The organism is Thiemannella venezuelensis (assembly GCF_014203605.1).
GTDB classification, from domain to species: domain Bacteria; phylum Actinomycetota; class Actinomycetes; order Streptosporangiales; family Streptosporangiaceae; genus Planomonospora_A; species Planomonospora_A venezuelensis.
In genome coordinates this window covers 111137-135466 of the sequence record NZ_JACHJJ010000006.1, presented here as the reverse complement: position 1 = coordinate 135466, position 24330 = coordinate 111137, and the positions used below count along the sequence as shown (strand labels likewise).

General features: G+C 71.3%; 23 protein-coding genes and 3 tRNA genes. 11 read left to right on the top strand and 15 right to left on the bottom strand.

Annotated elements, in window-relative coordinates; genetic code table 11:
- Window positions 1-6: 6 nt before the first annotated feature.
- Window positions 7-720 carry a lysophospholipid acyltransferase family protein gene (locus FHS22_RS11680; RefSeq protein WP_184940987.1) on the bottom strand — a complete coding sequence of 238 codons (714 nt, stop codon included), beginning with the start codon at window positions 718-720 and terminating at the stop codon, window positions 7-9.
- A 67-nt stretch (window positions 721-787) separates the two neighbouring features.
- Between FHS22_RS11680 and cofC the strand changes: the two genes are divergently transcribed.
- The gene (gene cofC, locus FHS22_RS11675; protein WP_184940985.1) at window positions 788-1492 is read left to right on the top strand and encodes a 2-phospho-L-lactate guanylyltransferase; all 705 of its coding nucleotides are present in this window, start codon (window positions 788-790) and stop codon (window positions 1490-1492) included.
- Here the strand turns inward: cofC and FHS22_RS11670 are convergent.
- The gene (locus FHS22_RS11670) at window positions 1437-2894 is read right to left on the bottom strand and encodes an MFS transporter (protein ID WP_184940983.1); all 1458 of its coding nucleotides are present in this window, start codon (window positions 2892-2894) and stop codon (window positions 1437-1439) included. The two genes, cofC and FHS22_RS11670, sit on opposite strands and share 56 nt — an antisense overlap.
- Window positions 2895-3125: 231 nt before the next feature.
- Between FHS22_RS11670 and FHS22_RS11665 the strand changes: the two genes are divergently transcribed.
- Window positions 3126-3929: a TetR/AcrR family transcriptional regulator gene (locus tag FHS22_RS11665; protein WP_184940982.1), complete on the top strand. Its 804-nt coding sequence runs from the start codon at window positions 3126-3128 to the stop codon at window positions 3927-3929.
- A gap of 24 nt (window positions 3930-3953) precedes the next feature.
- Window positions 3954-4163 (top strand): hypothetical protein, encoded by a 210-nt coding sequence (locus FHS22_RS11660; protein WP_221473526.1) that lies wholly within the window; start codon window positions 3954-3956, stop codon window positions 4161-4163.
- Between the two features lie 84 nt (window positions 4164-4247).
- Here the strand turns inward: FHS22_RS11660 and FHS22_RS11655 are convergent, their stop codons facing one another.
- The 4 genes from FHS22_RS11655 to leuC all read right to left on the bottom strand — a co-directional run bounded on the left by FHS22_RS11655 (window position 4248) and on the right by leuC (window position 6900).
- Window positions 4248-4544: an HU family DNA-binding protein gene (locus FHS22_RS11655; RefSeq protein WP_184940978.1), complete on the bottom strand. Its 297-nt coding sequence runs from the start codon at window positions 4542-4544 to the stop codon at window positions 4248-4250.
- A gap of 144 nt (window positions 4545-4688) precedes the next feature.
- Window positions 4689-4943 (bottom strand): SCO5555 family protein, encoded by a 255-nt coding sequence (locus FHS22_RS11650; protein WP_184940977.1) that lies wholly within the window; start codon window positions 4941-4943, stop codon window positions 4689-4691.
- Window positions 4922-5509, bottom strand: coding sequence for a 3-isopropylmalate dehydratase small subunit (gene leuD / locus FHS22_RS11645; protein WP_184940975.1), 588 nt, complete (start codon window positions 5507-5509; stop codon window positions 4922-4924). Before leuD ends, FHS22_RS11650 begins: the two co-directional genes overlap by 22 nt.
- An 11-nt stretch (window positions 5510-5520) precedes the next feature.
- Window positions 5521-6900 (bottom strand): 3-isopropylmalate dehydratase large subunit, encoded by a 1380-nt coding sequence (leuC, locus tag FHS22_RS11640; RefSeq protein ID WP_184940974.1) that lies wholly within the window; start codon window positions 6898-6900, stop codon window positions 5521-5523.
- A 97-nt stretch (window positions 6901-6997) separates the two neighbouring features.
- Between leuC and FHS22_RS11635 the strand changes: the two genes are divergently transcribed.
- Both FHS22_RS11635 and FHS22_RS11630 read left to right on the top strand, forming a co-directional pair.
- Window positions 6998-7714, top strand: coding sequence for an IclR family transcriptional regulator (locus tag FHS22_RS11635; protein ID WP_184940972.1), 717 nt, complete (start codon window positions 6998-7000; stop codon window positions 7712-7714).
- Window positions 7715-7802: 88 nt separating this feature from the next.
- Complete coding sequence (locus FHS22_RS11630; protein ID WP_184940970.1) at window positions 7803-9545, top strand: protein-tyrosine phosphatase family protein; 1743 nt, start codon at window positions 7803-7805, stop codon at window positions 9543-9545.
- Here FHS22_RS11630 and FHS22_RS11625 read toward each other — a convergent pair.
- From FHS22_RS11625 to FHS22_RS11610, 4 genes are all read right to left on the bottom strand, one after another.
- Entirely contained in the window at window positions 9542-10507 is a 966-nt protein-coding gene (locus tag FHS22_RS11625; protein WP_184940968.1) for a TlpA disulfide reductase family protein, read from the bottom strand. The two genes, FHS22_RS11630 and FHS22_RS11625, sit on opposite strands and share 4 nt — an antisense overlap.
- 124 nt (window positions 10508-10631) lie before the next feature.
- Window positions 10632-10704 (bottom strand) — tRNA-Glu (locus tag FHS22_RS11620).
- Window positions 10705-10719: 15 nt separating this feature from the next.
- Window positions 10720-10795 (bottom strand) — tRNA-Glu (locus FHS22_RS11615).
- A gap of 61 nt (window positions 10796-10856) precedes the next feature.
- Window positions 10857-10928: transfer RNA gene (locus FHS22_RS11610), tRNA-Gln, on the bottom strand.
- Window positions 10929-11112: 184 nt separating this feature from the next.
- Between FHS22_RS11610 and FHS22_RS11605 the strand changes: the two genes are divergently transcribed.
- A complete protein-coding gene (locus FHS22_RS11605; protein WP_184940966.1) occupies window positions 11113-13092 on the top strand; it encodes a M3 family metallopeptidase in 1980 nt (659 codons plus the stop codon).
- A 64-nt stretch (window positions 13093-13156) separates the two neighbouring features.
- Here FHS22_RS11605 and gltX read toward each other — a convergent pair whose 3' ends face one another.
- Window positions 13157-14488 carry a glutamate--tRNA ligase gene (gltX, locus tag FHS22_RS11600; RefSeq protein WP_221473551.1) on the bottom strand — a complete coding sequence of 444 codons (1332 nt, stop codon included), beginning with the start codon at window positions 14486-14488 and terminating at the stop codon, window positions 13157-13159.
- A gap of 28 nt (window positions 14489-14516) precedes the next feature.
- The gene (locus FHS22_RS11595) at window positions 14517-15293 is read right to left on the bottom strand and encodes a fumarylacetoacetate hydrolase family protein (protein WP_184940964.1); all 777 of its coding nucleotides are present in this window, start codon (window positions 15291-15293) and stop codon (window positions 14517-14519) included.
- A 173-nt stretch (window positions 15294-15466) separates the two neighbouring features.
- Here FHS22_RS11595 and FHS22_RS11590 point away from each other — a divergent pair, with 173 nt between their 5' ends.
- On the top strand, window positions 15467-15847 hold the full coding sequence (locus FHS22_RS11590) for an antibiotic biosynthesis monooxygenase family protein (protein WP_184940962.1): 381 nt from the start codon (window positions 15467-15469) through the stop codon (window positions 15845-15847).
- Between the two features lie 100 nt (window positions 15848-15947).
- Here FHS22_RS11590 and FHS22_RS11585 read toward each other — a convergent pair whose 3' ends face one another.
- Complete coding sequence (locus FHS22_RS11585) at window positions 15948-16544, bottom strand: HD domain-containing protein (RefSeq protein ID WP_184940960.1); 597 nt, start codon at window positions 16542-16544, stop codon at window positions 15948-15950.
- A gap of 72 nt (window positions 16545-16616) precedes the next feature.
- Here FHS22_RS11585 and FHS22_RS11580 point away from each other — a divergent pair, with 72 nt between their 5' ends.
- The 3 genes from FHS22_RS11580 (at window position 16617) to FHS22_RS11570 (ending at window position 20303) form a co-directional block, all read left to right on the top strand.
- On the top strand, window positions 16617-17642 hold the full coding sequence (locus tag FHS22_RS11580) for a GlxA family transcriptional regulator (protein WP_184940958.1): 1026 nt from the start codon (window positions 16617-16619) through the stop codon (window positions 17640-17642).
- Between the two features lie 164 nt (window positions 17643-17806).
- Window positions 17807-18427, top strand: coding sequence for a cysteine hydrolase family protein (locus tag FHS22_RS11575; protein WP_184940957.1), 621 nt, complete (start codon window positions 17807-17809; stop codon window positions 18425-18427).
- A gap of 184 nt (window positions 18428-18611) precedes the next feature.
- Window positions 18612-20303, top strand: a complete 1692-nt coding sequence (locus FHS22_RS11570; RefSeq protein WP_184940955.1) for a heparinase II/III domain-containing protein — start codon at window positions 18612-18614, stop codon at window positions 20301-20303.
- Between the two features lie 108 nt (window positions 20304-20411).
- On the opposite strand, the gene cimA is transcribed toward FHS22_RS11570, so the two are convergent.
- A complete protein-coding gene (gene cimA, locus FHS22_RS11565) occupies window positions 20412-21989 on the bottom strand; it encodes a citramalate synthase (protein ID WP_184940953.1) in 1578 nt (525 codons plus the stop codon).
- A gap of 279 nt (window positions 21990-22268) precedes the next feature.
- Between cimA and FHS22_RS11560 the strand changes: the two genes are divergently transcribed.
- Complete coding sequence (locus tag FHS22_RS11560; RefSeq protein ID WP_184940951.1) at window positions 22269-22922, top strand: O-methyltransferase; 654 nt, start codon at window positions 22269-22271, stop codon at window positions 22920-22922.
- 177 nt (window positions 22923-23099) lie between these two features.
- Here FHS22_RS11560 and FHS22_RS11555 read toward each other — a convergent pair whose 3' ends face one another.
- Window positions 23100-24194: a branched-chain amino acid aminotransferase gene (locus FHS22_RS11555; RefSeq protein WP_184940950.1), complete on the bottom strand. Its 1095-nt coding sequence runs from the start codon at window positions 24192-24194 to the stop codon at window positions 23100-23102.
- Between the last annotated feature and the right edge of the window lie 136 nt (window positions 24195-24330).

The following is a 24330-nucleotide window of genomic DNA, read 5'->3' as shown; positions in this document are numbered from 1 at the left end:
TCGAAATCAGTTGTCAGAGGACTTCTTGAAGGGAGCCGCCGGCGGCTTCTTCCCGCGCAGTTCGGCGAGCTGGGCCGTGATCGCCGCCATGATGTCGGCGGTCGCCTCGCGCAGGACCTCGGACTGGATCGGCCGCCCCTCGTACTTCGACAGGTCCACCGGGGAACCGGCCAGCACGCGGAAGGTCTTGCGGGGCAGCAGCCGGGGGCGCTTGTCGCCGTAGGGCAGGATCTCCTGGGCTCCCCAGTGCGCCACCGGGATCACCGGGACCCCGGTCTCCAGGGCCAGCCGGGCCGCGCCGGTCTTGCCCTCCATCGGCCAGAACTCCGGGTCGCGTGTGCAGGTGCCCTCGGGGTAGAACATCACGCACGCCCCCTCGGCGACGCGCTCCTCGGACTCCCGCAGCGAGCGGACCGCGTCGGCGCTCCCCCGGTAGACCGGGATGGCCCGCATGGCCCGCACCATGGAGCCGATCACCGGCACCGTGAAGAGCCCGGACTTGGCCAGGACCACCGGCCAGCGCCCGTTGTTGTACAGGAAGTGCGAGATCAGCAGGGGGTCCAGCCAGGACAGGTGGTTGGTCGCCACGATGATCGCGCCCTCGCGCGGCAGCCGGTCGCCGCCGCGCCAGTCCTTCTTCACCAGGAGCCACGAGAGCGGCTTGACGATCGCGACGGCCACGGCGACCCAGAAACGGGTCGGCCAACCAGGGCGTCTCATGAGCTCCTCCGTAAGCGCGTGCGGCGTCCCAAGTCTCCCGGTTGGCTCCGGGAACTGTCGAGGCGGGATGCTTAAGGGTATGCCTCCTTCCGAGAGCCCCGGCTGGACCGTCGTCGTCCCGGTCAAGACGCTGGTCGCCGCCAAGACCCGCCTGGCGGAGGCGGCGGGCCCGCACCGGGCCGCGCTGGCCGTGGCGATCGCCTGCGACACCGTCGAGGCCGCGCTGAGCTGCGCCCGCGTCGCGCGGGTCGTGGTGGTGACGGGCGACCCGGTGGCGGCCGAGGCGCTGTCCGGGGTCGGCGCCCACCTGGTCGCCGACCCGGAGGCGGGGCTCAACGCGGCGCTGCGCCGCGGCGCCCGGGAGGCCGTACGGCTGGCGCCCGGCGACCCGGTCGGCGCGCTCCAGGCCGACCTGCCCTCGCTCCGCCCCGCCGAGCTGGCCCGCGTGCTGGCCGCGGCCGAGGAGTTCGACCGGTCCTTCCTGCCCGACGCCGCCGAGGTCGGCACGACCTTCTACGGCGTACGGCCCGGGTCGGAGTTCGCGCCGGGCTTCGGCGGGCAGTCGCGCGAGCGCCACCTGAGGCGCGGCGCGAAGGAGCTCTGCCCGGAGGGGGTCGACTCGGTCCGCAGGGACGTCGACACCCCCGGCGATCTGCGGGCGGCCCTCGCGCTGGGCGCGGGTCCCCGCACCCGGGCCGTGGCGGAGCTCATCGGGGTCAGTGACCGGCCTGCTCCCCCTCCCTGGCCTGCTTCGGGAGCAGGAACGCCGTGACGAAGGTCAGCAGGAGCATCCCGGCGACGACCCACAGGATGGTGCTCATCACCCCGCCGAAGTCGGGGACCTGCCGGGCGCCCAGCAGGTCGAAGAAGACGGTGCCGAGCAGGGCCACGCCGAAGGCGCCGCCGAGCTGCTGGACCGCGGTGAGGGTGCCGGAGGCGGAGCCGGTCTCGTGCTGCTCGACCCCGGCCAGCACGATGTCGAAGAAGGGCGCCATCAGCAGGCCCATGCCGATGCCGGTGACGGTGAGGGCGGGCACGAACTGCCAGGGGGTCACCGCCGCCCCCGCCGCGGCGATCGTGAACAGGACGCCCAGCGTGCCGAGGGTCATCACCAGGACGCCGCCCTGCAGGACCTTGCGGCCGAAGCGCTGCACGGCCTGGGCGAGGCCGAAGCCGACGACCATGCCCAGGGACCACGGGATCATCACGAGACCCGCCTTGAGCGTGGAGTAGCCCAGGCCCAGCTGGGTGTAGAGGTTGAACACCAGCGTGAAGCCGGCCATCGAGGAGAAGAAGACCAGGCCGGTCAGGAGGCCGCCGGTGAACGCCCGCTTGCGGAACAGGCCGGGCACGACCAGCGGGTCGCCGCCCGCGCGGCTCTTGCGGGATTCGAACCAGCCGAAGATCCCGAACACCGCGGCGGAGGCGCCGATCATCACGAAGGACCAGGCGGGCCAGCCGCTCTCCCGTCCCTGGACCAGCGGGTAGACCAGCAGCAGCCCCGCGAGGGTGGCCAGGAGGACGCCCGGGACGTCCAGCCTGAGCGGGTGCGGCGAGCGCGACTCGGGCAGGAAGCGGGCTCCGGCCGCGAGGGCCGCCAGGCCGAGCGGCAGGTTGATGAGGAAGATCATGCGCCAGCCGGTGCCGAAGAAGTCGGCGTCGACCAGCCAGCCCGCCAGCACCGGGCCGCCCACCGAGGACAGCCCCATGACCGGTCCGAACAGGCCGAAGGCCGCGCCCATCTCCTTGGGCGGGAACATCTCCTTGATCATGCCGAGCCCCTGGGGCAGCATCACCGCCCCGAACAGTCCCTGCACGACCCGTGCGCCGACGAGCATCTCGGGTGACTGGGCGATCCCGCACAGCAGGGATCCCAGGGTGAACCCGGCGGCCCCGATGAGGAACATGCGCCTGCGGCCGAAGATGTCTCCGAGCCGTCCGCCGGTGATCAGGCCGACGGCCATGGAGAGGGTGTAGGCGGCGCCGAGCCATTGGATGGTGGCGGGGGTGCCGCCGAGGTCCGCGCGGATGCTGGGGGCGGCGATGTTGGTGACCATCGCGTCGAGGAGGTCCATCACCTCGGCGGCCAGGATCACGAACAGGGCCACCCAGCGCCAGCGGTAGGCGGACGGCTCGGCCGGCGCCTGGGGAGGTGCGTTCACATCGGTGCTCATGGGTGCTCCTCAACGGATCGGTGGATGAACTCGACCGACTGCGGTGAACAGTGATCGCTTTAACTGAACAGCGTTCACTGTACATGGACACCGCTCGCGTGGTGAACAGTGTTCTTTGAAAAGGACGTTGTTCTCACGATATGACTCGTTGCTCGCCGAAACAAGATATGTCGTGAACTTGAGCGTTGTTCGGGCAGGAGAGCGGCGTTCGGGCAGCAGTAGGCTGAGAGGATGAGTGACGAGTTGCCGGCGCTGCCCTGGGACCGCTCACGCCGCCGGGCCGTTCCCGCCCGGATACCGCTCAGCGCCGAGCGGATCGTCGACGCGGCCTACACGGTGCTCGATCGCGAGGGCTTCGAGAAGCTGAGCATGCGCCAGGTCGCCGCCGAGCTCGGCGTCGCGGTGTCGGCCCTCTACACCCACGTGAGCAGCAAGGACGAGCTGTTCGAGCTGATGTACATCCGGCTGTTCAAGGACTGGGACCTGCCCGACCCCGACCCCGCGCACTGGCGGCGGCAGGTCGCCGACTTCGCCCGCGGCGGCCTGGCGCGCCTGCGCAAACACCGCGACCTGGCCAGAATCTCGATGATCGGAGTCCCGTTCAGCCCCGAGGTGCTGCCGCAGATGGAGCAGCTGGTCACCCTCTTCCGCGTCGCCGGCCTCCCCGACCGCGTGGCGGGGGCCGCGGGCGACATCCTCTCCACGTTCATCGACGGGTACGCCTTCGAGGAGAACATGTGGGAGAACCGCCGCCGCGAATCGGCGGAGATCTCCTGGCCGGAGATGCGGGCCAGTCTCCAGCAGTTCTTCGCGGACCTGCCCTCCGACCGGTTCCCCAACCTCGTCGCGCTGGCGGACCACATGCTGCCCTCGTCCGAGGACGAGCGGTTCGAGCTCGCCGTCGAGATCATCATCCGGGGCCTGGCCTCCTTCGCCGAGGAGGCCGCGGAGGAGGCCGGAGGGCGCTCCGGCGGATCGGCCGATCCGGGTACGGCGGGCGGGCGGGGAGAACCGGACCGGCCGGGAGACGGGTGAGCCGCACCGCCGCCGGTTAGAGTGATGGACGTGCAGGCGACGGTGAAGGTCTTCGACCCCGCGACCCGGTCGGGGTCGGTGTTCCTGGACGACGGGACCGAGATCCCGTTCGGCGCGGCGGCGTTCGACGCCGGACCGCTCCGGCTGCTCAGGTCGGGCCAGCGGGTGAACCTCGCCGTGGACGGCGACCGGGTCACCTACGTCACGCTCTCGACGTTCCCCCTGCCGGAGTAGGCGGGCACGCCGCCCCCGGACGGCCCGCGAGACGCCGGACGCCCGGCCCCGCGGCGGGGAATCCGGGCGTCTCGCGTGTAAGCCCTACTTCTTCGCGGCCTTCTTGCCGCCCTCGTTGACGAGCTCCTTGAAGTCGGAGCCCGGGCGGAACTTCGGCGCCCAGCTCTCGGCCACCTTGATCTCGGCTCCGGTCGAAGGGTTCCTGGCCGTGCGGGCCGGCTTGTGCACCATCTCGAAGGCGCCGAAGCCCGTGATGGAGACCTTGTCACCGCTGGCGACGGCGCTCTGGATGGCGTCGAGCACCGCGTTCACCGCCTCGGTGGCCGTCCTCTTGTCGCCTACCTTGCCGGCGATGGCGTCGACGAGTTCTTTCTTGTTCATCAGGTTGCTGGCTCCCCTAGTTGCCGATGTCCGGGAGCGGGCCGTGAAGAAGAAGCCCGTCTCACCCGTTTGTCGCCGCGAGGGGTCTCTGACGGAGCGAGAAACCCCTTACCCGCTTGAAATTAGGGGACGGAAGCGCGCGACTCAATCACCTTCCGCAATATTTCCAGCACCCTCTGTGTCAGAAATCAGCACATCGAGGTCAATAAGGAAGGATTTCAGGCGTGCTACGGCATGGTCCACGTCGTGCTTGGACAGGTCGCAGATGACCAGCAGGCGCCTGGCGAGGCGCTGCCTCGCCTCGGCGGGCAGGGGCAGCGCGCGGACGCGGCGGTGCGCATCGCGCAACCGCCGCGCCAGCTCTCGTTCTGCGGGTGTCAGACCGTCGTCGGCAGCCATGGCTGCCGGCCATTCTCGTACACCGCGATGTCGTCGGCGTTGCGCAGGGTCAGGCCGATGTCGTCCAGGCCCTCCATCAGCCGCCAGCGGGTGTAGTCGTCGATCTCGAACCCCGCGGCCTCCCCGCCCCAGCGGACCTGGCGCTCGCCCAGGTCGACGGTGACCTCGAGGGCCGGGTCGGCCTCCACGGCCGTCTGCAGGGCCTCGACGGTCTCGGCCGGGAGCACGACCGGGAGCAGCCCCATCTTGGTGGAGTTGTTGCGGAAGATGTCGCCGAAGCGGGCGGCGATCACGACGCGGAAGCCGTACTGCTGCAGGGCCCAGACCGCGTGCTCGCGGGAGGAGCCGGTGCCGAAGTCGGGCCCGGAGACGAGGATCGAGGCGCCCTGGTGGGCGGGCTGGTTCAGGACGAACCCGGGGTCCTCGCGCCAGGCGGAGAACAGGCCCTTGTCGAACCCGGTCCGGCTGACCTGCTTGAGCCAGACGGCCGGGATGATCTGGTCGGTGTCGACGTTGCTCCGGCGCAGCGGCACGGCCCGGCCGGTGTGGGTGGTGAAAGCGTCCATGGTCGGGTCTCCTAGGCCAGGTCGGCGGGGGCGGTCAGCTTGCCGGTGACGGCGGTGGCGGCGGCGACGGCGGGCGAGACCAGGTGGGTGCGGCCGCCCTTGCCCTGGCGCCCCTCGAAGTTGCGGTTGGAGGTCGAGGCGCTGCGCTCGCCGGGGGCGAGGGTGTCGGGGTTCATGCCCAGGCACATCGAGCAGCCCGCCTCCCGCCACTCGGCGCCGGCGGCCTTGAACACCTCGTGCAGCCCCTCCTGCTCGGCCTGGAGCTTGACCAGCATCGAACCGGGGACGATCAGCGTGCGGGTGACGACCCGGCGGCCGCGGAGCACCTCGGCGGCCGCCCGCAGGTCCTCCAGGCGGCCGTTGGTGCAGGAGCCGACGAAGACCGTGTCGACCGCGACCTCGCGGAGCGGGGTGCCCGGGGTCAGGCCCATGTACTCCAGCGCGCGGCGCGCTGCGGCCGGGTCGTCGGTGGCCTCGGGGTCCGGTACGGCGGTGCCCAGCGGGGCGCCCTGCCCCGGGTTGGTGCCCCACGTGACGAACGGGGTCAGCGTCGAGGCGTCGATCTCCACGACGGTGTCGAAGACGGCGTCCTCGTCGGTGGCGAGGGACTTCCAGTACTCGACCGCGGCGTCCCAGGCGTCGCCCGAGGGAGCGTGGGGACGGCCCTTGAGGTACGCGAAGGTGGTCTCGTCGGGAGCGATCATGCCCGCGCGGGCGCCCGCCTCGATGGACATGTTGCAGACGGTCATCCGGCCCTCCATGGAGAGCTTGCGGATCGCCTCGCCCCGGTACTCGACGATGTAGCCCTGGCCGCCGCCGGTGCCGATCTTGGCGATGATCGCCAGGATCAGGTCCTTGGCGGTGACGCCGTCCGGCAGCTCCCCGGAGACCTCGATGGCCATCGTCTTGGGTCGGTAGGCCGGCAGCGTCTGGGTGGCCAGCACGTGCTCCACCTCGGAGGTGCCGATGCCGAAGGCGATGCCGCCGAAGGCGCCGTGCGTGGAGGTGTGGGAGTCGCCGCAGACGATGGTCATGCCCGGCTGGGTCAGGCCGAACTGCGGGCCGATGATGTGCACGACGCCCTGGCCCGCGTCCCCCATGGGGTGCAGCCGGACGCCGAACTCCGCGCAGTTCTTGCGCAGCGTCTCGACCTGCGTCTTGGAGACCGGGTCGGTGATCGGGCCGACCAGGGTCGGGACGTTGTGGTCCTCGGTGGCGATGGTGAGGTCGGGCCGCCGCACCTTCCGCCCCGCCATGCGCAGGCCGTCGAACGCCTGCGGGCTGGTCACCTCGTGGACGAGGTGAAGGTCGATGTAGAGCAGGTCGGGCTCTCCCTCGGCACGTCGCACGACGTGCTGCTCCCAGACCTTCTCCGCCAGCGTGCGGCCCATGTCGCCTCCTCGCGATCCTTTATCCGTCCGCGGTGCTTCGTCGCACCGCCTCGGATCCGACTTGCTTTCTCATATGTCGAGACGGCAGTATCGGTGTATGGACAACTCTAGCGGAGTCGGCGTACTCGACAAGGCCGTTCTGGTGCTAAACGCTCTCGAAGCCGGTCCGGCTTCCCTGGCGCAGCTCGTCCAGGCGACCGGCCTGGCCCGGCCCACGGCCCACCGGCTGGCGGTCGCGCTGGAGCACCACCGCATCGTCTCCCGCGACACGCAGGGCCGGTTCGTCCTCGGTCCCCGGCTCTCGGAGCTGTCCACGGCCGCCGGGGAGGACCGGCTGCTGGCCGTCGCGTCGCCGATCCTGACCCAGCTCAGGGACATGACCGGGGAGAGCGCGCAGCTCTACCGGCGCCAGGGCGACGAGCGCGTGTGCGTGGCCGCCGCCGAGCGCGCCAGCGGGCTGCGCGACACCGTGCCGGTCGGCTCGGCCCTGCCGATGTTCGCCGGCTCCGCGGCGCAGATCCTGCTGGCGTGGGAGGAGCCCGACCGCCTCCACCGCGGCCTGCGCGGAGCCAAGTTCACCGCCGCCACGCTCTCCAGCGTCCGGCGCAGGGGCTGGGCGCACAGCGTCGGCGAGCGCGAGCAGGGTGTGGCGAGCGTCTCGGCGCCGATCAGGGGCACGGGCGGCAAGGTGGTCGCCGCCGTCTCGGTCTCCGGGCCGATCGAGCGGCTCACCCGCACCCCGGGCCGGCTGCACGCCGCCCCCGTGGTCGCCGCGGCCGAGCGCATCACCGAGTCCATGCGGCGGACCGGCTGAGCCGGGGCGGGGCCGCCCCGCCCCGCCACCCGGCCGGACCGCTCGATATGAGGAGGCAAGTACCCCTGCGGGCCCCTAGGCTGGGCAGGTGACAGATCGCATCGAGGCAGCCGCCGCTGAACTGCGTCCCCTGCTCCAAGAATTCATTCTCTGGGCTCGCGAGAACGCGCCCGGCAGCGACTCCAACCTGGTGGGCTCCGTCGCCCTCTGGCACCGGCTGACCGCCTCCGACGACGTCGGGCGCTGGAAGCGCGCCGATCTGCGCACGGTGCTGCTCGACCGGATGCCCCAGGTGGTGGAGGACCCCGAGGCGGCCGCCGACGGCATGGTGCCGGCCGTCCGCGCCTACCTGACCTACCTGTCCGAGACGGGCCGGCTGGTGAAGGGCTCGGCCCCGCTCCAGGACCTGCTCGCCGAGCTCGACCGGATCGAGGACGACGTCGTCGACGCGATGGAGGAACTCGTCACCGAGGACGGCGACGACTACGACGAGGAGGAGGACGGCTCCGAGGGGCTGGGCGACTTCGAGCCGTTCGCGGACGATCTCGCCGCGCTGCCGACGATCCGGCTCCGCCCGGACTCGGAGCTGGCCGTGGCCGCCCGCCGTACGGTGCTGATCGGCAAGGCCCGCGACCTCGCCGTCTGGGTCGGCGAGGAGCGCCGGGTCGGCGAGGAGAACCTGCTCACCGACGCCGAGATCGCCGAGGCCCTGGCCGTCCTCGGGTTCCCCGCGCCCTCCGGGGCGGACGGCGGTCCGTCGGCCGACTCGGTCCCCGCGCTCTGGAACGTCTGGAACCTCGCGATCGACCTCGATTTCCTCCAGGCCGAGGGCGAGGACACCGTCAGCGTCGACGCGGACGCCGCGGAGTGGCCCTTCGAGGACGACGACGACGTCCTCGACGCCTGGCTGACCGGCCTGCACTCGGTCGACTACGGCGACCCGGAGCTGGACGACGAGGAGGCCACGATCGCCCTGTCCGGGCTGACCCGGGCGCTGCTCGTCCGGGTGCTGCTCGCCAGCGGCTCCAAACCCCTGGCCGAGCTCCGCACCGAGCTGGCCGAGGCCGCCGCCGAGTACGACGACCTGGGCGCCGAGGCGTGGGCCACCGCCACCCGGCGGTACGGCGACCCGCTCAACCCGGTGCTCGACTGGCTGGCCGGATACGGCATGGTCGAGGTCGAGCACGAGCAGGTACGGCTGACGCCGCTCGGCATGGAGGGCGTGGTCCACATGGTGGACGACGAGGACATCGAGCTCGACGCCCGGCCCGCCATCGACGCGATGACCGCCCTGGACCTGCTCTCCTTCAGCGCGGAGCTGCCCGAGGAGGAGGCCGACGCCGAGTTCGCCGCCTGGATGGAGCTGCGCGAGCCCGGCCAGGCCGCGAGGGAGCTGCTGAAGGCCGCCGCGGAGGACGACGCGGACGCCCTGGTCAGGGTCCAGGCCGCCAGCCTGGTCGGTTCGCTCGGCGAGGTGGCCGCGCCCGCCTGGTGGGACGCCCTGGACGAGCCGTCCCTGCGCCCCTACGCCGCCACCCACCTGGCCCAGCTCGGCGTCGAGGACGCCCCCTCGCCCACCCAGTCCGACACCCACTGGCTGATCCTCGACATGCTGACCATCTCCGCCGGCCTCGGCCGCCCCGAGTTCGTCAGCAGCCTGGACGACATCGGCCCGGCGCAGACCCTGGTCACCCTGCTCGACGTGATCTGGAAGGTCCCGCACCCGCACCTGGAGGAGCTCCTGGAGGCGATCGGCAAGGCCCATCCCGACCGCCAGGTCGGCAAGGCGGCCAAGCGGGCGCTGTTCAAGGCCCGCTCCGACCACAACTAGCGGGCGTCCTCCTGCCAGTCGGGAAGCGGCCGGTAGATCGCGATACCGGCCGCTTCCAGCTCCTCGCGGACCTTGAAGTACTCCTCGCCGAACGGGTCGACGCCCTGCAGCGGCATCAGGCCCCGGCGGACGGCCAGGTCGTGCGGGGCGAGCGCGGCGGCCTCCGCCAGGTGCCGTCCGGCGGCGGCCGTACGGCCGGAGCGCAGCAGCCAGGCCGCGATCCGCGCGTGCAGCCGGGCCCGGCGCTCGTCCCCGGTGGGGGCGCGCAGCTCGCGGAGGGTCGTCCCGGCCTCGCCGTCGACCACCCATCGGCGCAGCGCCGCGGTGGCCCGCTCCGAGGAGAGCCCGTTCATCGACCGGAAGGTGTCGGTGGCGGTCATGGTGTCCTGCGGGCGGGCGATGCGCCCCTCCTCGTCGACCCAGACCACCGTGGGCACGTTGATCACGTTGTAGAGCTCGGCGATCCTGCCGTCGGCGTCGATCACCGCCGGGTGGGTGACGCCGTCCAGCCACTCGCGCGCGTCCCCGGGATCGCGGTCGAGTGAGACGCTGAGCACGCTGAAGCCGTGCCCGGCCAGCTCCCGGTGGAGGGCCTCCCAGGCGGGGAGGTCGTAGCGGCAGCCGCACCAGGAGGCCCAGAAGACCAGCGCGACCTTGGTGCCGCGCAGCTTCTCCAGCTCCTCGAACGGCGGCGCCTCGCCGGGCGCGGTCTCCGCCGGCTCGCCGATCGCGATCACGCCCTCGTCCCCGTCGGAGACCACCTCCCTGCCGAGCAGCCCGGCGAAGGCGGCCAGGTCCACGCCCTCGGCGCTCTCGGCCGCCGCGGCCCGGAAGGACGGGACGCACATCTCGTCCCGGCACCAGCCGTGCGGCTTGCGCGTCCAGCCGAGGACCTCCGTGCCGTGCGGCACGACCGGTCCCTCGATCTCGGTCGCGCCGCCGTCCGCCAGCAAAGTGATCATTTTCTGCCCCTTCGTTTGGATAGTAGAACTATCCAAATGATAGATAGCATCGTTATCCATATCAAGAGGTGATCCGGAAAGCAGAGAACCCCCGGAAGCCGTTGCTTCCGGGGGTTCCTCGATGTAGCCCCGACCGGATTCGAACCGGCGCTACCGCCTTGAGAGGGCGGCGTCCTAGGCCACTAGACGACGGAGCCTTGCACGTGTGACAGTGGTAGTCCCGACCGGATTCGAACCGGCGTTACCGCCTTGAGAGGGCGGCGTCCTAGGCCACTAGACGACGGGACCCTGCACACTGGGATCGGATGCGGCAGAACCTCATCCGCAGCAGCTCTGGGGAGAGCTGCAGCTGGGGTACCAGGACTCGAACCTAGACTAACTGAACCAGAATCAGTCGTGCTGCCAATTACACCATACCCCACCGCTTCGGGCTTCCCTTGCGGTGTTCCCTGGCGACTCCGAAAGAATAGCCCACCTTGAGTGCCAAGACCAAAACGATTGCTTCCGGTCGGCTCACGGCGAACCACCCGAGGTCGGAGTGCCCATCCATGCCCCGTTATGTAACGCTGCTGTGGAGATCCGTCCGCGTCTGAGGAGCCCGCCCCGTGGCTGAGAACCCGTTCTTCGCGCCCAGCACCCTGCCCTACCGGCTGCCGCCCTTCGCGCAGATCCGGGAGGAGCACTACCTGCCCGCCTTCGAGCGCGGCATGACCGAGCAACTGCAGGAGGTGGAGGCGATCACGGGCAACCCCGAGCCCGCCACCTTCGCCAACACCGTCGAGGCACTCGAACGCTCCGGCATGGTCCTCAAACGGACGGCGACCGTCTTCTTCAGCATCGTCGCCTCCGACGCGACCGACGGCATCCGGGAGATCGAGACCGAGATCTCCCCCCGGCTGACCAAGCACCGCGACGCCATCCACCTGAACCGCGCCCTGTACGCCCGGATCAGGCAGGTCGCCACGGAGGACCCGGAGGAGGCCTGGCTGCTGGAGAAGTACCGGGTGGACTTCGTCCGGGCCGGCGCCGAGCTGTCCGAGGACGAGCAGGAGCGGCTGAGGGCCCTCAACGAGGAGCTGTCCACCCTCGCCACGACCTTCTCGCAGAACCTGCTGAAGGCCTCCACCGCCTCGGCGCTGGTCGTCGAGGACGCCAAGGAACTGGACGGGCTCCCGGAGAGCGCCGTCAAGGCGATCGAGAAGGACGGCAAGTACGTCCTGCCGCTCCTCAACTTCACCAGCCAGCCCGCCCTGGCCGAGCTGACGGACCGGGAGACCCGCAGGAGGCTGTACGAGCTCTCCACCGGCCGGGCCCCGGAGAACTTCGAGCTGGCCGCCAGGATGGCCGGGCTCCGCGCCGAGCGGGCCGCGCTGCTCGGCTACCCGAACCACGCCGCCTACTCCGTCGCCGACCAGACGGCCAAGACCACCGAGGCCGTCGAGGAGATGCTCGGCAAACTGGTCGGCCCGGCGGTGGCCAACGCCCGCAGGGAGGCCGAGGCCCTGAGCGAGCAGGCCGGGTTCGCCATCGAGCCGTGGGACTGGTCGTTCTACGCCGAGAAGGTGCGCAAGGCCCGCTACGACTTCGACAGCTCCGAGCTGCGCCCCTACTTCGAGCTGGACCGGGTGCTGAAGGACGGCGTCTTCCACGCCGCCACCGAGCTGTACGGCGTCACCTTCGCCGACCGTCCGGACCTGGCCGGCTACCACCCCGACGTCCGGGTCTACGAGGTGTTCAACGCCGACGGCTCCGCGCTGGGCCTGTTCCTGTTCGACCCCTACGCGCGGCCCACCAAGCGCGGCGGCGCGTGGATGAACAACCTGGTGGACCAGTCGCACCTGTTCGGCGAGTCCCCGGTGGTGATGAACAACCTCAACATCACCAAGCCCGCCGAGGGCCCGACGCTGCTGACCTTCGACGAGGTCAACACGGCCTTCCACGAGTTCGGCCACGCCCTGCACGGCCTCTTCTCCGACGTGCGCTTCCCCCGGGTCTCCGGCACCGAGGTGCCGCGCGACTTCGTGGAGTACCCCTCGCAGGTCAACGAGATGTGGGCGACCTGGCCGTCCGTGCTGGCCAACTTCGCCAGGCACCACGAGACCGGCGAGCCGGTCCCGGCGGAGCTGCTGGAGAAGATGAAGGCCGCCGAGAAGTTCAACCAGGGCTTCGCGACGGTGGAGTACCTCGCCGCGGCCCTGCTGGACTGGGCCTGGCACAAGCTCGCCCCGGGCGAGACCGTGCAGGACGCCGAGGCGTTCGAGGCCGCGGCCCTGGAGCGCGCCGGAGCCGCCTTCGAACTGGTCCGCAGCCGCTACCGGACGAACTACTTCGCGCACATCTTCTTCGACGGCACGGGCGGCTACAGCGCCGGCTACTACTCCTACATCTGGAGCGAGGTCCTGGACGCGGAGAGCGTCGACTGGTTCAAGGAGAACGGCGGGCTCACACGGGAGAACGGCGACCACTTCCGCTCCACCCTGCTGTCGGTGGGCGGCTCCAAGGACGTGATGGCCGCCTTCCGCGAGTTCCGGGGCCGCGACCCCCGCATCGAGCCCCTGCTGGAGCGCCGGGGCCTGCTGGGCTGACCGTACGGTGCCCGCCCCGCACCTTGGCGGGGCGGGCACCGTACCGGCCGTATCAGAGCCGCGATCAGCCTCGCAGCCGCGCGAGGGCGGCATGCAGGCGCTGCACCGAGCGCTCGCGGCCGAGGGCCTCGATCGACTCGAACAGCGGCAGGCCGACCGTCCGGCCGGTGAGCGCCACCCGGACCGGGGCCTGGGCCTTGCCGAGCTTGAGGCCGTGCTCGGCGCCGACCTCCTCCAGCGCGGTCTTCAGGGAGTCGGGGTCCATGTCCGCCGTCTCCAGGCGGGCGAGGTAGCCGGTGAGGATCTCCTCGGCCGGACCCTTCATCGCCTTGTCCCACGCGGCCTGGTCGAAGAAGGGCTCGTCCAGGAAGAGGAAGTCGACGTTCGCGCTGATCTCGGAGAGCACGGCGACGCGCGTCTGCGCCAGTCCGGCGACCTTCACGAAGGTCGCGCGGTCCCAGCTCGGGTCGAGCCAGGGCTCGCAGCGCCGGACGAACTCGTCGGGGGAGAGCGCCCGGATGTACTCGCCGTTGAAGGCGCGCAGCTTCTTCTCGTCGAAGAAGGCGCTGGCGGAGTTGACGCTCTCCAGCTTGAACAGCGGCATCATCTCCGACCAGGGCATGATCTCCCGGTCCTCGCCGGGACCCCAGCCGAGCAGCATCAGGTAGTTGACCATCGCCTCGGCCAGGTAGCCCTCCTCGCGGTAGGACTCCAGCGCGACCTTGTCGCGGCGCTTGGAGAGCTTCTTGCGCTGCTCGTTGACGATCACCGGCAGGTGCGCCCAGACCGGCGGGTTCGCGCCCAGGGCGGGCCAGAGCAGCTGCTGGCGCTGGGCGTTGCCCAGGTGCTCCTCGCCGCGGACCACGTGGGTGACGCCCTGGGTGATGTCGTCGACGGCGTTGGCCAGGACGTACAGCGGGGAGCCGTCGCTGCGCGCGACGACGAAGTCCTCCTGCGCGTCGTTGGGGAACTCCACCCGGCCGCGGATCAGGTCGTCCACCACGGTGACGCCCTCGTCGGGGGTGCGGAAGCGGACCGCGCCCTCCGCCAGGCCGCGGTCGCGGCAGAAGCCGTCGTAGCCCTTGTGCTCGGAGCCGGTGCGCTCCTGGAGCTTCTCGCGGGTGCAGTCGCAGTAGTAGGCGCGGCCGTCGGCGAGCAGCCTGGCGACGGCCTCGCGGTGCTGCGGCTCGAAGGACGACTGGAAGAAGGGCCCCTCGAAGACCGGGCTCTCCTCGCCGATCCCGATCCAGGCCAGGGCCGAGAGGATGCCCTCGGTCCACTCCGGGCGGTTGCGGGTGGCGTCGGTGTCCTCGATACGCAGGACGAACCGGCCGCCGGCCTGCTGGGCCAGCGCCCAGTTGAACAGCGCGGTGCGGGCGCCGCCGACGTGGAACATGCCGGTGGGCGAGGGAGCGAAACGAACCCTAATCACGGGAGACCACCCGGTTGCTGAGAGTGCCGATACCTTCGATGGCGACGCTGACCTCGTCCCCGACCTGGAGCGGGCCGACCCCTTCGGGCGTCCCGGTGAGGATGACGTCGCCGGGGATGAGGGTCATGACCGCGCTCACGTGGGCGATCAGCGTCGGGATGTCGTACATGAGCTTGGAGGTGCGCGAGCTCTGCTTGACCTCGCCGTTCACCGTCGTGGTGATGCCCAGGTCGGCGGGGTCGAGCTCGGTCTGGATCCACGGGCCGAGCGGGCAGAAGGTGTCGAAGCCCTTGGCCCGGGTGAACTGCACGTCCTTCTTCTGCAGGTCGCGCGCGGTGACGTCGTTGGCGCAGGTGTAGCCGAAGATCACCTCGTGGGCGCGCTCGACGGGGACCTCCCGGCAGAGCCGGCCGATGACCACGGCCAGCTCGCCCTCGAAGTCGACCCGCTCCGAGAGCCCGGTCGGGTAGGCCACGGCCTCGGCCGGGCCGATCACCGAGGTGGACGGCTTGATGAACATCAGCGGCTCGCCGGGGACCTCCCCGCCCATCTCGCGGGCGTGCTCGGCGTAGTTCTTGCCGATGGCGACGACCTTGCTGGGCAGCATGGGCGCGAGCAGCCTGACCTGGGAGAGCGAGTGGCGCTCGCCGGTGAACTGGATCGGGCCGAACGGGTGCCCGGAGACCCCGGAGATGAACTCCTCGCCGGGGCCGCCCTCGACCACCCCGAACCCGACACCGTCACCTGTGGAGAACCTCGCGATACGCACCCCACAAGGCTAGTGGAGCGGCCGCGGGCGTTCGCCGGACCACGCGCCGTACGGCGCCGCCGGCCGGGACCCGCGGCGCCCGGCCGTACCGCCCTTTGCGACCGGCGGGGCGGTGGGGCCGGGCGGGAGGCGGATCGTAGGGTGATCGGAAAGACGTTCTGGGAGGAGCTCGCATGTCGGTTGTGAAGATCAACGTGTTGACCGTGTCCGCGGAGATGCGCGAGGAACTGGAGAAGCGGTTCTCCAACCGGGCCGGGATCGTGGAGTCGGCCGACGGGTTCGAGTGGTTCGAGCTGCTCCGCCCGGTCGAGGGCACCGACCGCTACATGGTCTACACCCGCTGGCGTTCGGAGGAGGACTTCGCCCGCTGGACCGAGAGCCAGGCCTTCCAGCGGGGCCACGCCCAGGCCGCCGCCGAGGCGGGCGCCCAGGGGCACGGGCAGGGGCACGGTCACGGTCACGGGCAGGGGCACGGTCACGGGCAGGGCCCGGCCGCGTCGGGAGCCGAGCTCTGGTCGTTCGAGGTCGTGCAGAGCACGGGCCCCAAGGCCTGAGCACCGTACGGCGGAGCCGGACGGGTCCGCGTGGACGCCCGCCGCACCGCCGCCCGGGAGCACCGCGGCGGACGGCGGCCGGCGGCCCGGCGGATCGAAGTCAGCGGTCCAGGGCGTTGGCGGCGATGCGCCCGGCGACGCCGCCGCGGACGAAGCCGCCGGCCAGGCTCTCCGGCTTGCGCTCCTCCTGGTCCTTGATGCAGGCGGCGAACTCCTCGGCGATCCCGGCCCGGGGGTAGTGCTCCAGCACCTCGGCCCTGAGGTCCGCGGGCCAGTCCTGCGGGTTGCGGCCGGAGATGTCCAGGCCGGTGGAGAGCTCCAGCAGGTGCCCCTCGGGGTCCTCCGCCACGTCCACCTTGTCCCACATGTGGCGCACGATCACCTCCGAGGCGCGCACCCGGCGCTCCACCGGCCAGCCCGCGCCCGCGCAGAAGACCCAGGCCACGTGGCCTCCGGCCTCCTCGAACGGGACCGTGTGGCTGTCGAACTCCGCGACCAGCCCGATGTCGTGGAACATCGCCGAGACGTAGAGCAGCTCGGCGTCGAAGGCGATGCCGCGCGCGTCGGCGTAGGCGGCGGCCCACAGGTAGGACCGGACCGAGTGGTTGAGCAGGGCGGGCGAGCAGTAGGCGGTGGCCGCCTCCAGGGCGGCGCGGGCGGCGGGGGTCTCGGGGACCGCGATGTCGGCGAGCTTCATGCCGTCCACGATGCCGGGGCACGGCCTCGCCGGGTGAGCGGCCGGGAAGTCATCCACCGATAGGATCCCGCCATGGGTTCCTCGGCAGCACTCCCCCCGCCGGACCTCTCCCCACCGGACCTCTCCGCGGCGGGCTTCTCGACGGTCGCGGTGCTGATGTTCGACCGGATCCCCCTGTTCGAGGCGTCGGTGCCGATCGCGGTCTTCGGCGAGCGGCGGGACGACCGGCCGGACTTCGACGTGCGCGTGATCTCCGCCGAGGGCGGCCCGGTCCGGACCGACGCGGGCATGACCCTCGCCGCGCCGTACGACCTGGACGCCGTGGACGGCGCCGACCTGGTCGTCGTGCCGACCTGGCGGCGGCCGACGGACGGCGGCCCGCCCCCGGACGAGGCGCTGGAGGCGCTGCGCCGGGCCCACGCCGGGGGCGCGACGGTGGTCTCCCTGTGCCTGGGCACGTTCGTGCTGGCCGCCACCGGCCTGCTGGACGGGCGTCCGGCCACGACGCACTGGCGCTACGCCGGGCTGCTCGCCTCGATGTACCCGCGCATCGAGGTCCGGCCCGACGTGCTCTACGTGGACGAGGGGGACATCCTCACCTCCGCGGGCAGCACCGGCGGCATCGACCTCTGCCTGCATCTCGTGCGCCGCTCGCACGGCGCGCAGGCGGCCAACAGCATCGCCCGCGGGCTGGTCACTCCTCCGCACCGGGCCGGGGGCCAGGCGCAGTACATCGACCATCCGGTCCAGGCCCCGGCCACCGGCGACCCCTTCGGCGACACCCTCGACTGGGCCCTGCGGCACCTGGACCGCGAGCTCTCCGTGGACGGCCTGGCCGCCCGCGCGCTGATGAGCCGCCGCACCTTCGACCGGCGCTTCCGCCAGGCCACCGGGACCACTCCCGCGCAGTGGCTGCTCCACCAGAGGGTCCTGCACGCCCAGCGGCTGCTGGAGACGACGGACGAGCCGGTCGAGCGGGTGGCCCGCAGCGCCGGATTCGCCTCGGCGGTGGCGCTGCGCCCGCACTTCCGCCGCCAGGTGGGCGTCTCCCCCACGGCCTACCGGGAGACCTTCGGCATGGCCGGACAGGCCCGGTAGGAGGAAGGCGGCCAGGCCGGAGCGGATGGCGCGGATCCCCGGGTGGCGCGGATCCCGGCCGGGCCCGGCCGCGACGGCCCGGCCGACGATATGGCGTGAATCTCTCGGCCGGTGGCCGAGGCGGCGCTCACGCGTGCGCCGCCCGCCGCGCCAGGCTGGGACGCATGAAGCGAGCACTCATCGTCGTCGACGTCCAGAACGAGTACTTCACCGGCAACCTGCCGATCGCCTACCCGCCGCGCGAGGAGAGCCTGGCCGCCATCCTGGCGGCCATGGACACCGCCCGCGAGCACGGTGTGCCGGTGGTCGTGGTCCGGCACACCGCCCCGGCCGGATCGCCGATCTTCGCCGGCGGCGGGCACGGCTGGGAGCTGCGCGAGGAGGTGGCGGGCAGGCCGTACGACCTCCTGACGGACAAGTCGATGGCCTCCGCCTTCGCCGGGACCGGTCTCGGCGGGTGGCTGGACGCCCGCGGGATCGACACGGTGGCGGTCGCCGGGTACATGACGCAGAACTGCGACGAGTCCACCGCCCGCGACGCCTACCACCGGGGGCTGCGCGTGGAGTTCCTGTCGGACGCGACCGGCACCGTGGCCCTGTCGAACCGGGCGGGGCGCCTGACCGCCGAGGAGGTCCACCGCAACGTGCTGGTGGTGATGGACTCCAACTTCGCCTCGGTGGCGACCACCGCCGAGTGGACGGCCGCGGTCGCGGCCGGGGAGCCGCTGCCCCGGCCGGACATCTGGGCGAGCACCCGGCAGGAGCCGGTGGCCGCCCGCGGATGAGGGACCGCCGGGCCGGCAGCGAAACGGCGCCCGCCGGGGCCGGAACGGCCCGGCCCCGGCCCCGGGCGGCGTCCGCGCATCTAGTTGCTAACGATGCGCCGGGAAAGGCCCCCCTCGGCTTGACCGGTTTGGTGGGATTCGGACAGCATAATCAGCTCTCCCACCTGCCCCGGAAGGAACTGGCGTGCGCCGCCGCACACAAGCACTCGCACTCTCCATCGCCCTCCTGCTCACCAGCGGCGGCACGACCGGCACGGCGGAGGCGACCGGCACCGCAGAGACGACGGACAAGGCCAAACGCACGGCCGAGTGCCAGGGCGACTGGCTGCCCGCCACCCCGACCTCCGCGGAGATCATGAGCGGCGAGGTCGGATTCCTCAACCTTCCGCCGGTGAAGGTGGGCAAGGACGTCAACTGGCGGACCGACCCCTACCGCAACCGCTCCTGGAGTATGGTCTTCCACTCGCTGCGCTGGATGGGGCGGCTGGTCGCCGACTACGAGAACAACGGCGAGAAGGCCTACCTGGAGCGTGCCACCGCGATCGCCAGGGACTGGGTGAAGGACAACCCGCGCGGCGGCGGCAGCCCGTACGCCTGGCAGGAGCACCCGATCGCGCTGCGCGCCCCGGCGCTGGTCTGCCTCAGCAAGCACGTCAGCGAGTCCTGGCTGGTCAAGAGCCTCGCCGAGCACGCCGGGATGCTCGCCAACCCGGCGCTGTACGAGAAGGGCCACAACCACGGCATCGACCAGGACATCGCGCTGCTCGGCATCGGCTGCCGCTACGGCCGCGAGGAGTGGTCGAGCCTGGCGATCCGCAGGCTGACCGAGACGGTCCGGCTCGACGTCGACTCCCAGGGCGCCCTGCGCGAGCAGGCCCCCCGATACGCGATCTACGTCCACGACCGGCTCAAGGTCGCGATGAACAACATCGAGGCGTGCGGCCGGAAGGTGCCCGCCTCGATCACCGAGCGCTGGAAGTCCCTGGAGGGCTTCATCGCCCACTCCACCCAGCCCAACGGCTTCATGGTGCCGATCGGCGACGGCGGCGCGGACGTGCGCCCGGTCGGGTACGCCCACCCGAAGAAGACCGTGAAGGTCTTCGGCAACGGCTACGTCTACGGCCGGACCGCCTGGAACAAGCCGGAGTCGGCGTTCTACTCCATCCGGTTCGGCCCCGGCGCCAAGTACCACGGCCACGAGGACCACCTCGGCGTGACCTACTACGCCCAGGGCCGCGACGTCCTGGTCGACGTGGGCTTCCACTCCTACGAGAACACCGGCTACCGCCACTGGACGATGTCCCCCGAGGCGCACAACGTGCCGGTGGTGGCCGGGGCCGGGTTCCGCCCGAGGACCTCCACCGCGCTGACCAAGTCCTCGATCAAGGACGACCGGCAGAGCTTCCGGCTGACCGACCGGGCGTACGGCGTGCCGCGCACCCGCTCGGTCCTGGTCAACCACGGGCAGGACGTGATGGCGGTGCTGGACACCGTCCCCGGGGGCTCGAAGGTCCGCACCCTCTGGCACTTCGCGCCGGAGCTCTCGGCGGTGTCGAGCAGCGGCGGCCGCGTCGTGGTCAAGGACCGGACCGGCTGGAAGGCGACGCTGGTCCAGGTCTCCATGCCGTCCTGCAGGCCGCTCGCCTCGAAGGTCGTCCGCGGCGCCACCGGCCCGTACCAGGGCTGGGTCTCCCCCGCCTACCTGAAGAAGCAGGCCGCCCCCGCGGTCGTCTCCCCCGCCTCCGCGGGCCCGGTGCTCACCGTCGTGGTGCCCGGCACGGACAAGCCCTCGCTCTCCTGCTCCGGCGGGAAGGTCACCGTGGAGACGTCCCAGGGCAGGACCGGCTTCCGGGTGAGCGGCTCCGGCCTCTCCTAGCGCGTTCCGCGGGCGGCGGGAGGGGGACGGCGTGCGGCACGCCGCCCCCTCCGCCCCCCTCTCCCGCCGTCCCGGTCCTCCGGTGCCCGGCGCGGAGCGGCCCGCGGGTCAGTCCGCCTGGTGCCCGGCGCGGAGCAGGCCGTAGGTGACGGCCTGCTCCAGGGCCTGCCAGGAGGCCTCGATGATGTTCTCGTCGACGCCCACGGTGGCCCACTCCCCGGTCGCGTCGCTGGAGGTGATCAGCACTCGCGTGATCGCGTCGGTGCCGTGGGCGCCCTCCAGGATCCGGACCTTGAAGTCGATCAGCTCGACTCCCGCCAGCTCGGGGTAGAGCTTCTCCAGTCCGGCCCGGACCGCCCGGTCCAGGGCGTTGACCGGGCCGTTGCCCTCGCCGGTGGCGACGATCCGCTCGCCCTTGGCGTGCAGCTTGACCGTGGCCTCGCTGACCAGCTCCCCGCCGCGGGTCCGCTCGACGATCACCCGCCAGGACTCCACCGAGAAGTGCCGCCTGCGCTCGCCCGCCACGGTGTCGCGCAGCAGCAGTTCGAAGGAGGCGTCGGCGGCCTCGAAGGTGTAGCCCCGCGACTCCAGGTCCTTGACCCGGTCCACCAGCTCGCGGGAGGTCTCCGGCTGCAGCTCGTAGCCCAGCTCGCGGCCCTTCAGCTCGACCGAGGCGCGTCCGGCCATGTCGGAGACGAGCATGCGCATGTCGTTGCCGACCTGCGCCGGGTCGATGTGCTGGTAGAGGTTGGGGTCCACCTTGATGGCGCTGGCGTGCAGCCCGGCCTTGTGCGCGAAGGCGGAGACGCCGACATAGGGGGCGTGGGAGTTCGGGGTGACGTTGGTGACCTCGGTGATCGCGTGCGCGATGCGGGTCATGTCGGCCAGCGCCTCCGGGGGGACGAGGTCGAAGCCCCGCTTGAGCTGGAGGTTGGCCACGACGGTGAAGAGATTGGCGTTGCCGGAGCGCTCGCCGTACCCGTTGGCGCAGCCCTGCACGTGGGTGGCGCCCGCCTTGACCGCGGCCAGGGTGTTGGCCACCGCGCAGCCGGTGTCGTCGTGGCAGTGGATGCCGACCCTGGCCCCGGTGCCGACCGCCTCGTGGACGACCTCGGCCAGTTCGTCGGGGAGCATGCCCCCGTTGGTGTCGCAGAGCGCGATCACCGAGGCGCCCGCCTCGGCGGCGGTGCGCAGCACCTCCAGCGCGTAGTCCGGGTTGGACGCGTAGCCGTCGAAGAAGTGCTCGGCGTCGAGGAAGACCCGCTGGCCCTCCGCACGGAGGTGGGAGACCGTGTCGCGGATCATCGCGAGGTTCTCCTGGAGAGTCGTGCGGAGGGCCAGCTCCACGTGCCGGTCGTGGCTCTTGGCGACAAGGGTCACGACCGGCGCGCCGGATTCGCGCAGTGCGGCCACCAGTGGGTCGTCGGCTGCCTTCACACCGGCCCGGCGGGTCGCGCCGAACGCGGCGAGCTGCGCGTGCTTCAGGTCGAGCTCTGTTCGAGCCCGCCGGAAGAACTCTGTGTCCTTGGGGTTGGCGCCGGGCCAGCCGCCTTCGATGAAGCCGACGCCCAGGCCGTCCAGGTGCCGCGCGACGGCGAGCTTGTCGGCCACCGTGAGGTTGAGCCCCTCCTGCTGGGCGCCGTCACGGAGCGTCGTGTCGTACACGTGGAAGCGGTCGTCGGTCATCGGTTGTCTCCTTCGCGGTCGGTGCCTCGCCGCGCGCCCGTTCTCGGCCCGAGAAACAAGAAAGACCCCTCACGGACGTGAGAGGTCTGCGCGCCGGCGGTGTCCCTTGTCAGCCGGCGCGCCTGCCGATAATGAGCAGACCGTAGAACATGATGCTCCGGAGTCTGCCACACGGTGACACCATCTGACACATCGGTCTCAGGATACGAGATGTACGGCGTGTTGCGGACCGGCTACCCCCCGCGCAGGCCGGTATCACTCACCAGCAAGAATGGTGATATGAAGGCGACTTACCTGGAAGCGGCCGTCGGGCAGTACCTGCTCGCGCACTCCACCTGGCCCGACGAGCTGCTCGACGAGCTGGCCGTGGAGACCCGCGAGCTCACCGGGGACCGGGCGGGCATGCAGATCACCCCCGACCAGGGCAGGTTCCTCACCATGATGGTCCAGCTCACCCGGGCGAAGAACATCGTGGAGGTGGGCACCTTCACCGGTTACTCCTCCATCTGCCTGGCCCGGGGACTGTCCCTGCGGGGCAGGCTCACCTGCTTCGACATCAGCGAGGAGTGGACCTCCGTCGCCCGGCGCTACTGGGAGAGGGCCGGGCTCTCCCGCCACATCACGCTGAAGCTCGGCCCGGCCGCCGAGCGCCTGAAGGACCTGCCCGCCGTCCCCGCCGTCGACCTGGCCTTCATCGACGCCGACAAGGAGAACTACGGGCTCTACTACGAGATCCTCCTGACGCACCTGACCCCGGGCGGCCTGATCCTGGTGGACAACACGCTGTGGGGCGGGAGGGTGGCCCACCCGGCCGAGCACGACGAGACCACGGTGGCGATCCGCGAGTTCAACGACATGGTCGCCGCCGACCCCCGGGTCACCTCGATCATGCTCCCGATCGCCGACGGACTGACCATGGTCCGGAAGCAGTGATCGAGAGGTCCCGCGAACCCCCTCATGGGCGAGAAGCCCACGCCTCCGGCCCCGTGGAACCTGACCATCGACACCGGAAAGCTGATCCGCTGATCGAGGAGTAAGCCGTACGCGGAAAGAGCCCGGGCGGGTGGATGGGATCGGGCTCTCCCCGCATACGGATCGACGACAGGCGGGTCAGCAGATCTTGTGGACCCAGCTGTGGGCGTCGGGGCGGGTGCCGTACTGGATACCGGTCAGCTCCTCGCGGATGCGCTGCGTGACCGGGCCCTGGGTGCCGTCGCCGACCGTCCAGGCGCGGTCGGCGCCCTTGACCGCGCCGACCGGAGTGACGACCGCGGCGGTGCCGCAGGCGAAGACCTCGGTGAGCTCGCCGGACTCGCAGCCGGCCTGCCACTCCTCGATGGACAGGCGGCCCTCCTCGGCCTTGAGCCCGAGGTCGGAGGCGAGGGTGAGGATCGAGTCGCGGGTGATGCCGGGCAGCAGGGTGCCGGTGAGGGCCGGGGTGAGCAGGCGGTCGCCGTAGACGAAGAAGAGGTTCATGCCGCCCATCTCCTCGACGTACCGGTGCTCGTTGGCGTCGAGCCAGACGACCTGGTCGCAGCCCTGCTCGACGGCCTGGCGCTGGGCCACGAAGGCCGCCGCGTAGTTGCCGCCGCACTTGGCGAAGCCGGTGCCGCCGGGGGCCGCCCGGGTGTACTCGGTGGAGAGCCAGACCGAGACCGCCTTGCCCGCGCCGAAGTAGGCGGCGGCCGGGGAGGCGATGACCATGTACTTGTAGTTCTTCGACGGGTAGTTGACGCCGAGTGCGGCCTGCGTCGCGATCATGAAGGGGCGCAGGTAGAGGCTGTGGCCCGCGGTCGTGGGCACCCAGTCGCGGTCGGTCTGGACGAGCAGCTCCAGCGACTCGACGAACGCCTCCTCGGGCAGCTCGGGCATGGCCATGCGCCGCGCGGAGGTGTTGAAGCGGGCGGCGTTGGCGTGCGGCCGGAACGAGACGATCGCGCCGCCCTCCTGCCGGTAGGCCTTGAGCCCCTCGAAGAGTTCCTGGGCGTAGTGGAAGACCGAGGTGGCCGGGTCGAGGCTGAGCGGGCCGTACGGCATGAGCCGGGCGTCGTGCCAGCCCTGCCCCTCGGTGTAGTCGATCGAGATCATGTGGTCGGTGAAGACCTGCCCGAACCCGGGGCTCGCCAGTACCCGCTCGCGCTCGGCCGCGGTGCGAGCGTGGTCGGAGAGCTGCACGTCGAAGCTGAGCTTCTGAGCGGTGGTCATGACGGAGATCCTTCTCTTCGTGACGGGTCTACCCTTTAGTCCATTCTGCGTTGGACCGGGTAACGGGAAACTACTGCATCCGGACGGGTGCCCGGCAGTGGCCTCGAACGGGGCCTCGAACGGGGCCTCGAACGGG

Bases quoted from the DNA above. Each gene is read 5' to 3' on its own strand.
- FHS22_RS11680 (WP_184940987.1), bottom strand. From the start codon at position 720: ATGAGACGCCCTGGTTGGCCGACCCGTTTCTGGGTCGCCGTGGCCGTC.
- cofC (WP_184940985.1), top strand. From the start codon at position 788: ATGCTTAAGGGTATGCCTCCTTCCGAGAGCCCCGGCTGGACCGTCGTC.
- FHS22_RS11670 (WP_184940983.1), bottom strand. From the start codon at position 2,894: ATGAGCACCGATGTGAACGCACCTCCCCAGGCGCCGGCCGAGCCGTCC.
- FHS22_RS11665 (WP_184940982.1), top strand. From the start codon at position 3,126: ATGAGTGACGAGTTGCCGGCGCTGCCCTGGGACCGCTCACGCCGCCGG.
- FHS22_RS11660 (WP_221473526.1), top strand. From the start codon at position 3,954: ATGGACGTGCAGGCGACGGTGAAGGTCTTCGACCCCGCGACCCGGTCG.
- FHS22_RS11655 (WP_184940978.1), bottom strand. From the start codon at position 4,544: ATGAACAAGAAAGAACTCGTCGACGCCATCGCCGGCAAGGTAGGCGAC.
- FHS22_RS11650 (WP_184940977.1), bottom strand. From the start codon at position 4,943: ATGGCTGCCGACGACGGTCTGACACCCGCAGAACGAGAGCTGGCGCGG.
- leuD (WP_184940975.1), bottom strand. From the start codon at position 5,509: ATGGACGCTTTCACCACCCACACCGGCCGGGCCGTGCCGCTGCGCCGG.
- leuC (WP_184940974.1), bottom strand. From the start codon at position 6,900: ATGGGCCGCACGCTGGCGGAGAAGGTCTGGGAGCAGCACGTCGTGCGA.
- FHS22_RS11635 (WP_184940972.1), top strand. From the start codon at position 6,998: ATGGACAACTCTAGCGGAGTCGGCGTACTCGACAAGGCCGTTCTGGTG.
- FHS22_RS11625 (WP_184940968.1), bottom strand. From the start codon at position 10,507: ATGATCACTTTGCTGGCGGACGGCGGCGCGACCGAGATCGAGGGACCG.
- gltX (WP_221473551.1), bottom strand. From the start codon at position 14,488: ATGTTCCACGTCGGCGGCGCCCGCACCGCGCTGTTCAACTGGGCGCTG.
- FHS22_RS11590 (WP_184940962.1), top strand. From the start codon at position 15,467: ATGTCGGTTGTGAAGATCAACGTGTTGACCGTGTCCGCGGAGATGCGC.
- FHS22_RS11585 (WP_184940960.1), bottom strand. From the start codon at position 16,544: ATGAAGCTCGCCGACATCGCGGTCCCCGAGACCCCCGCCGCCCGCGCC.
- FHS22_RS11580 (WP_184940958.1), top strand. From the start codon at position 16,617: ATGGGTTCCTCGGCAGCACTCCCCCCGCCGGACCTCTCCCCACCGGAC.
- FHS22_RS11575 (WP_184940957.1), top strand. From the start codon at position 17,807: ATGAAGCGAGCACTCATCGTCGTCGACGTCCAGAACGAGTACTTCACC.
- cimA (WP_184940953.1), bottom strand. From the start codon at position 21,989: ATGACCGACGACCGCTTCCACGTGTACGACACGACGCTCCGTGACGGC.
- FHS22_RS11560 (WP_184940951.1), top strand. From the start codon at position 22,269: ATGAAGGCGACTTACCTGGAAGCGGCCGTCGGGCAGTACCTGCTCGCG.
- FHS22_RS11555 (WP_184940950.1), bottom strand. From the start codon at position 24,194: ATGACCACCGCTCAGAAGCTCAGCTTCGACGTGCAGCTCTCCGACCAC.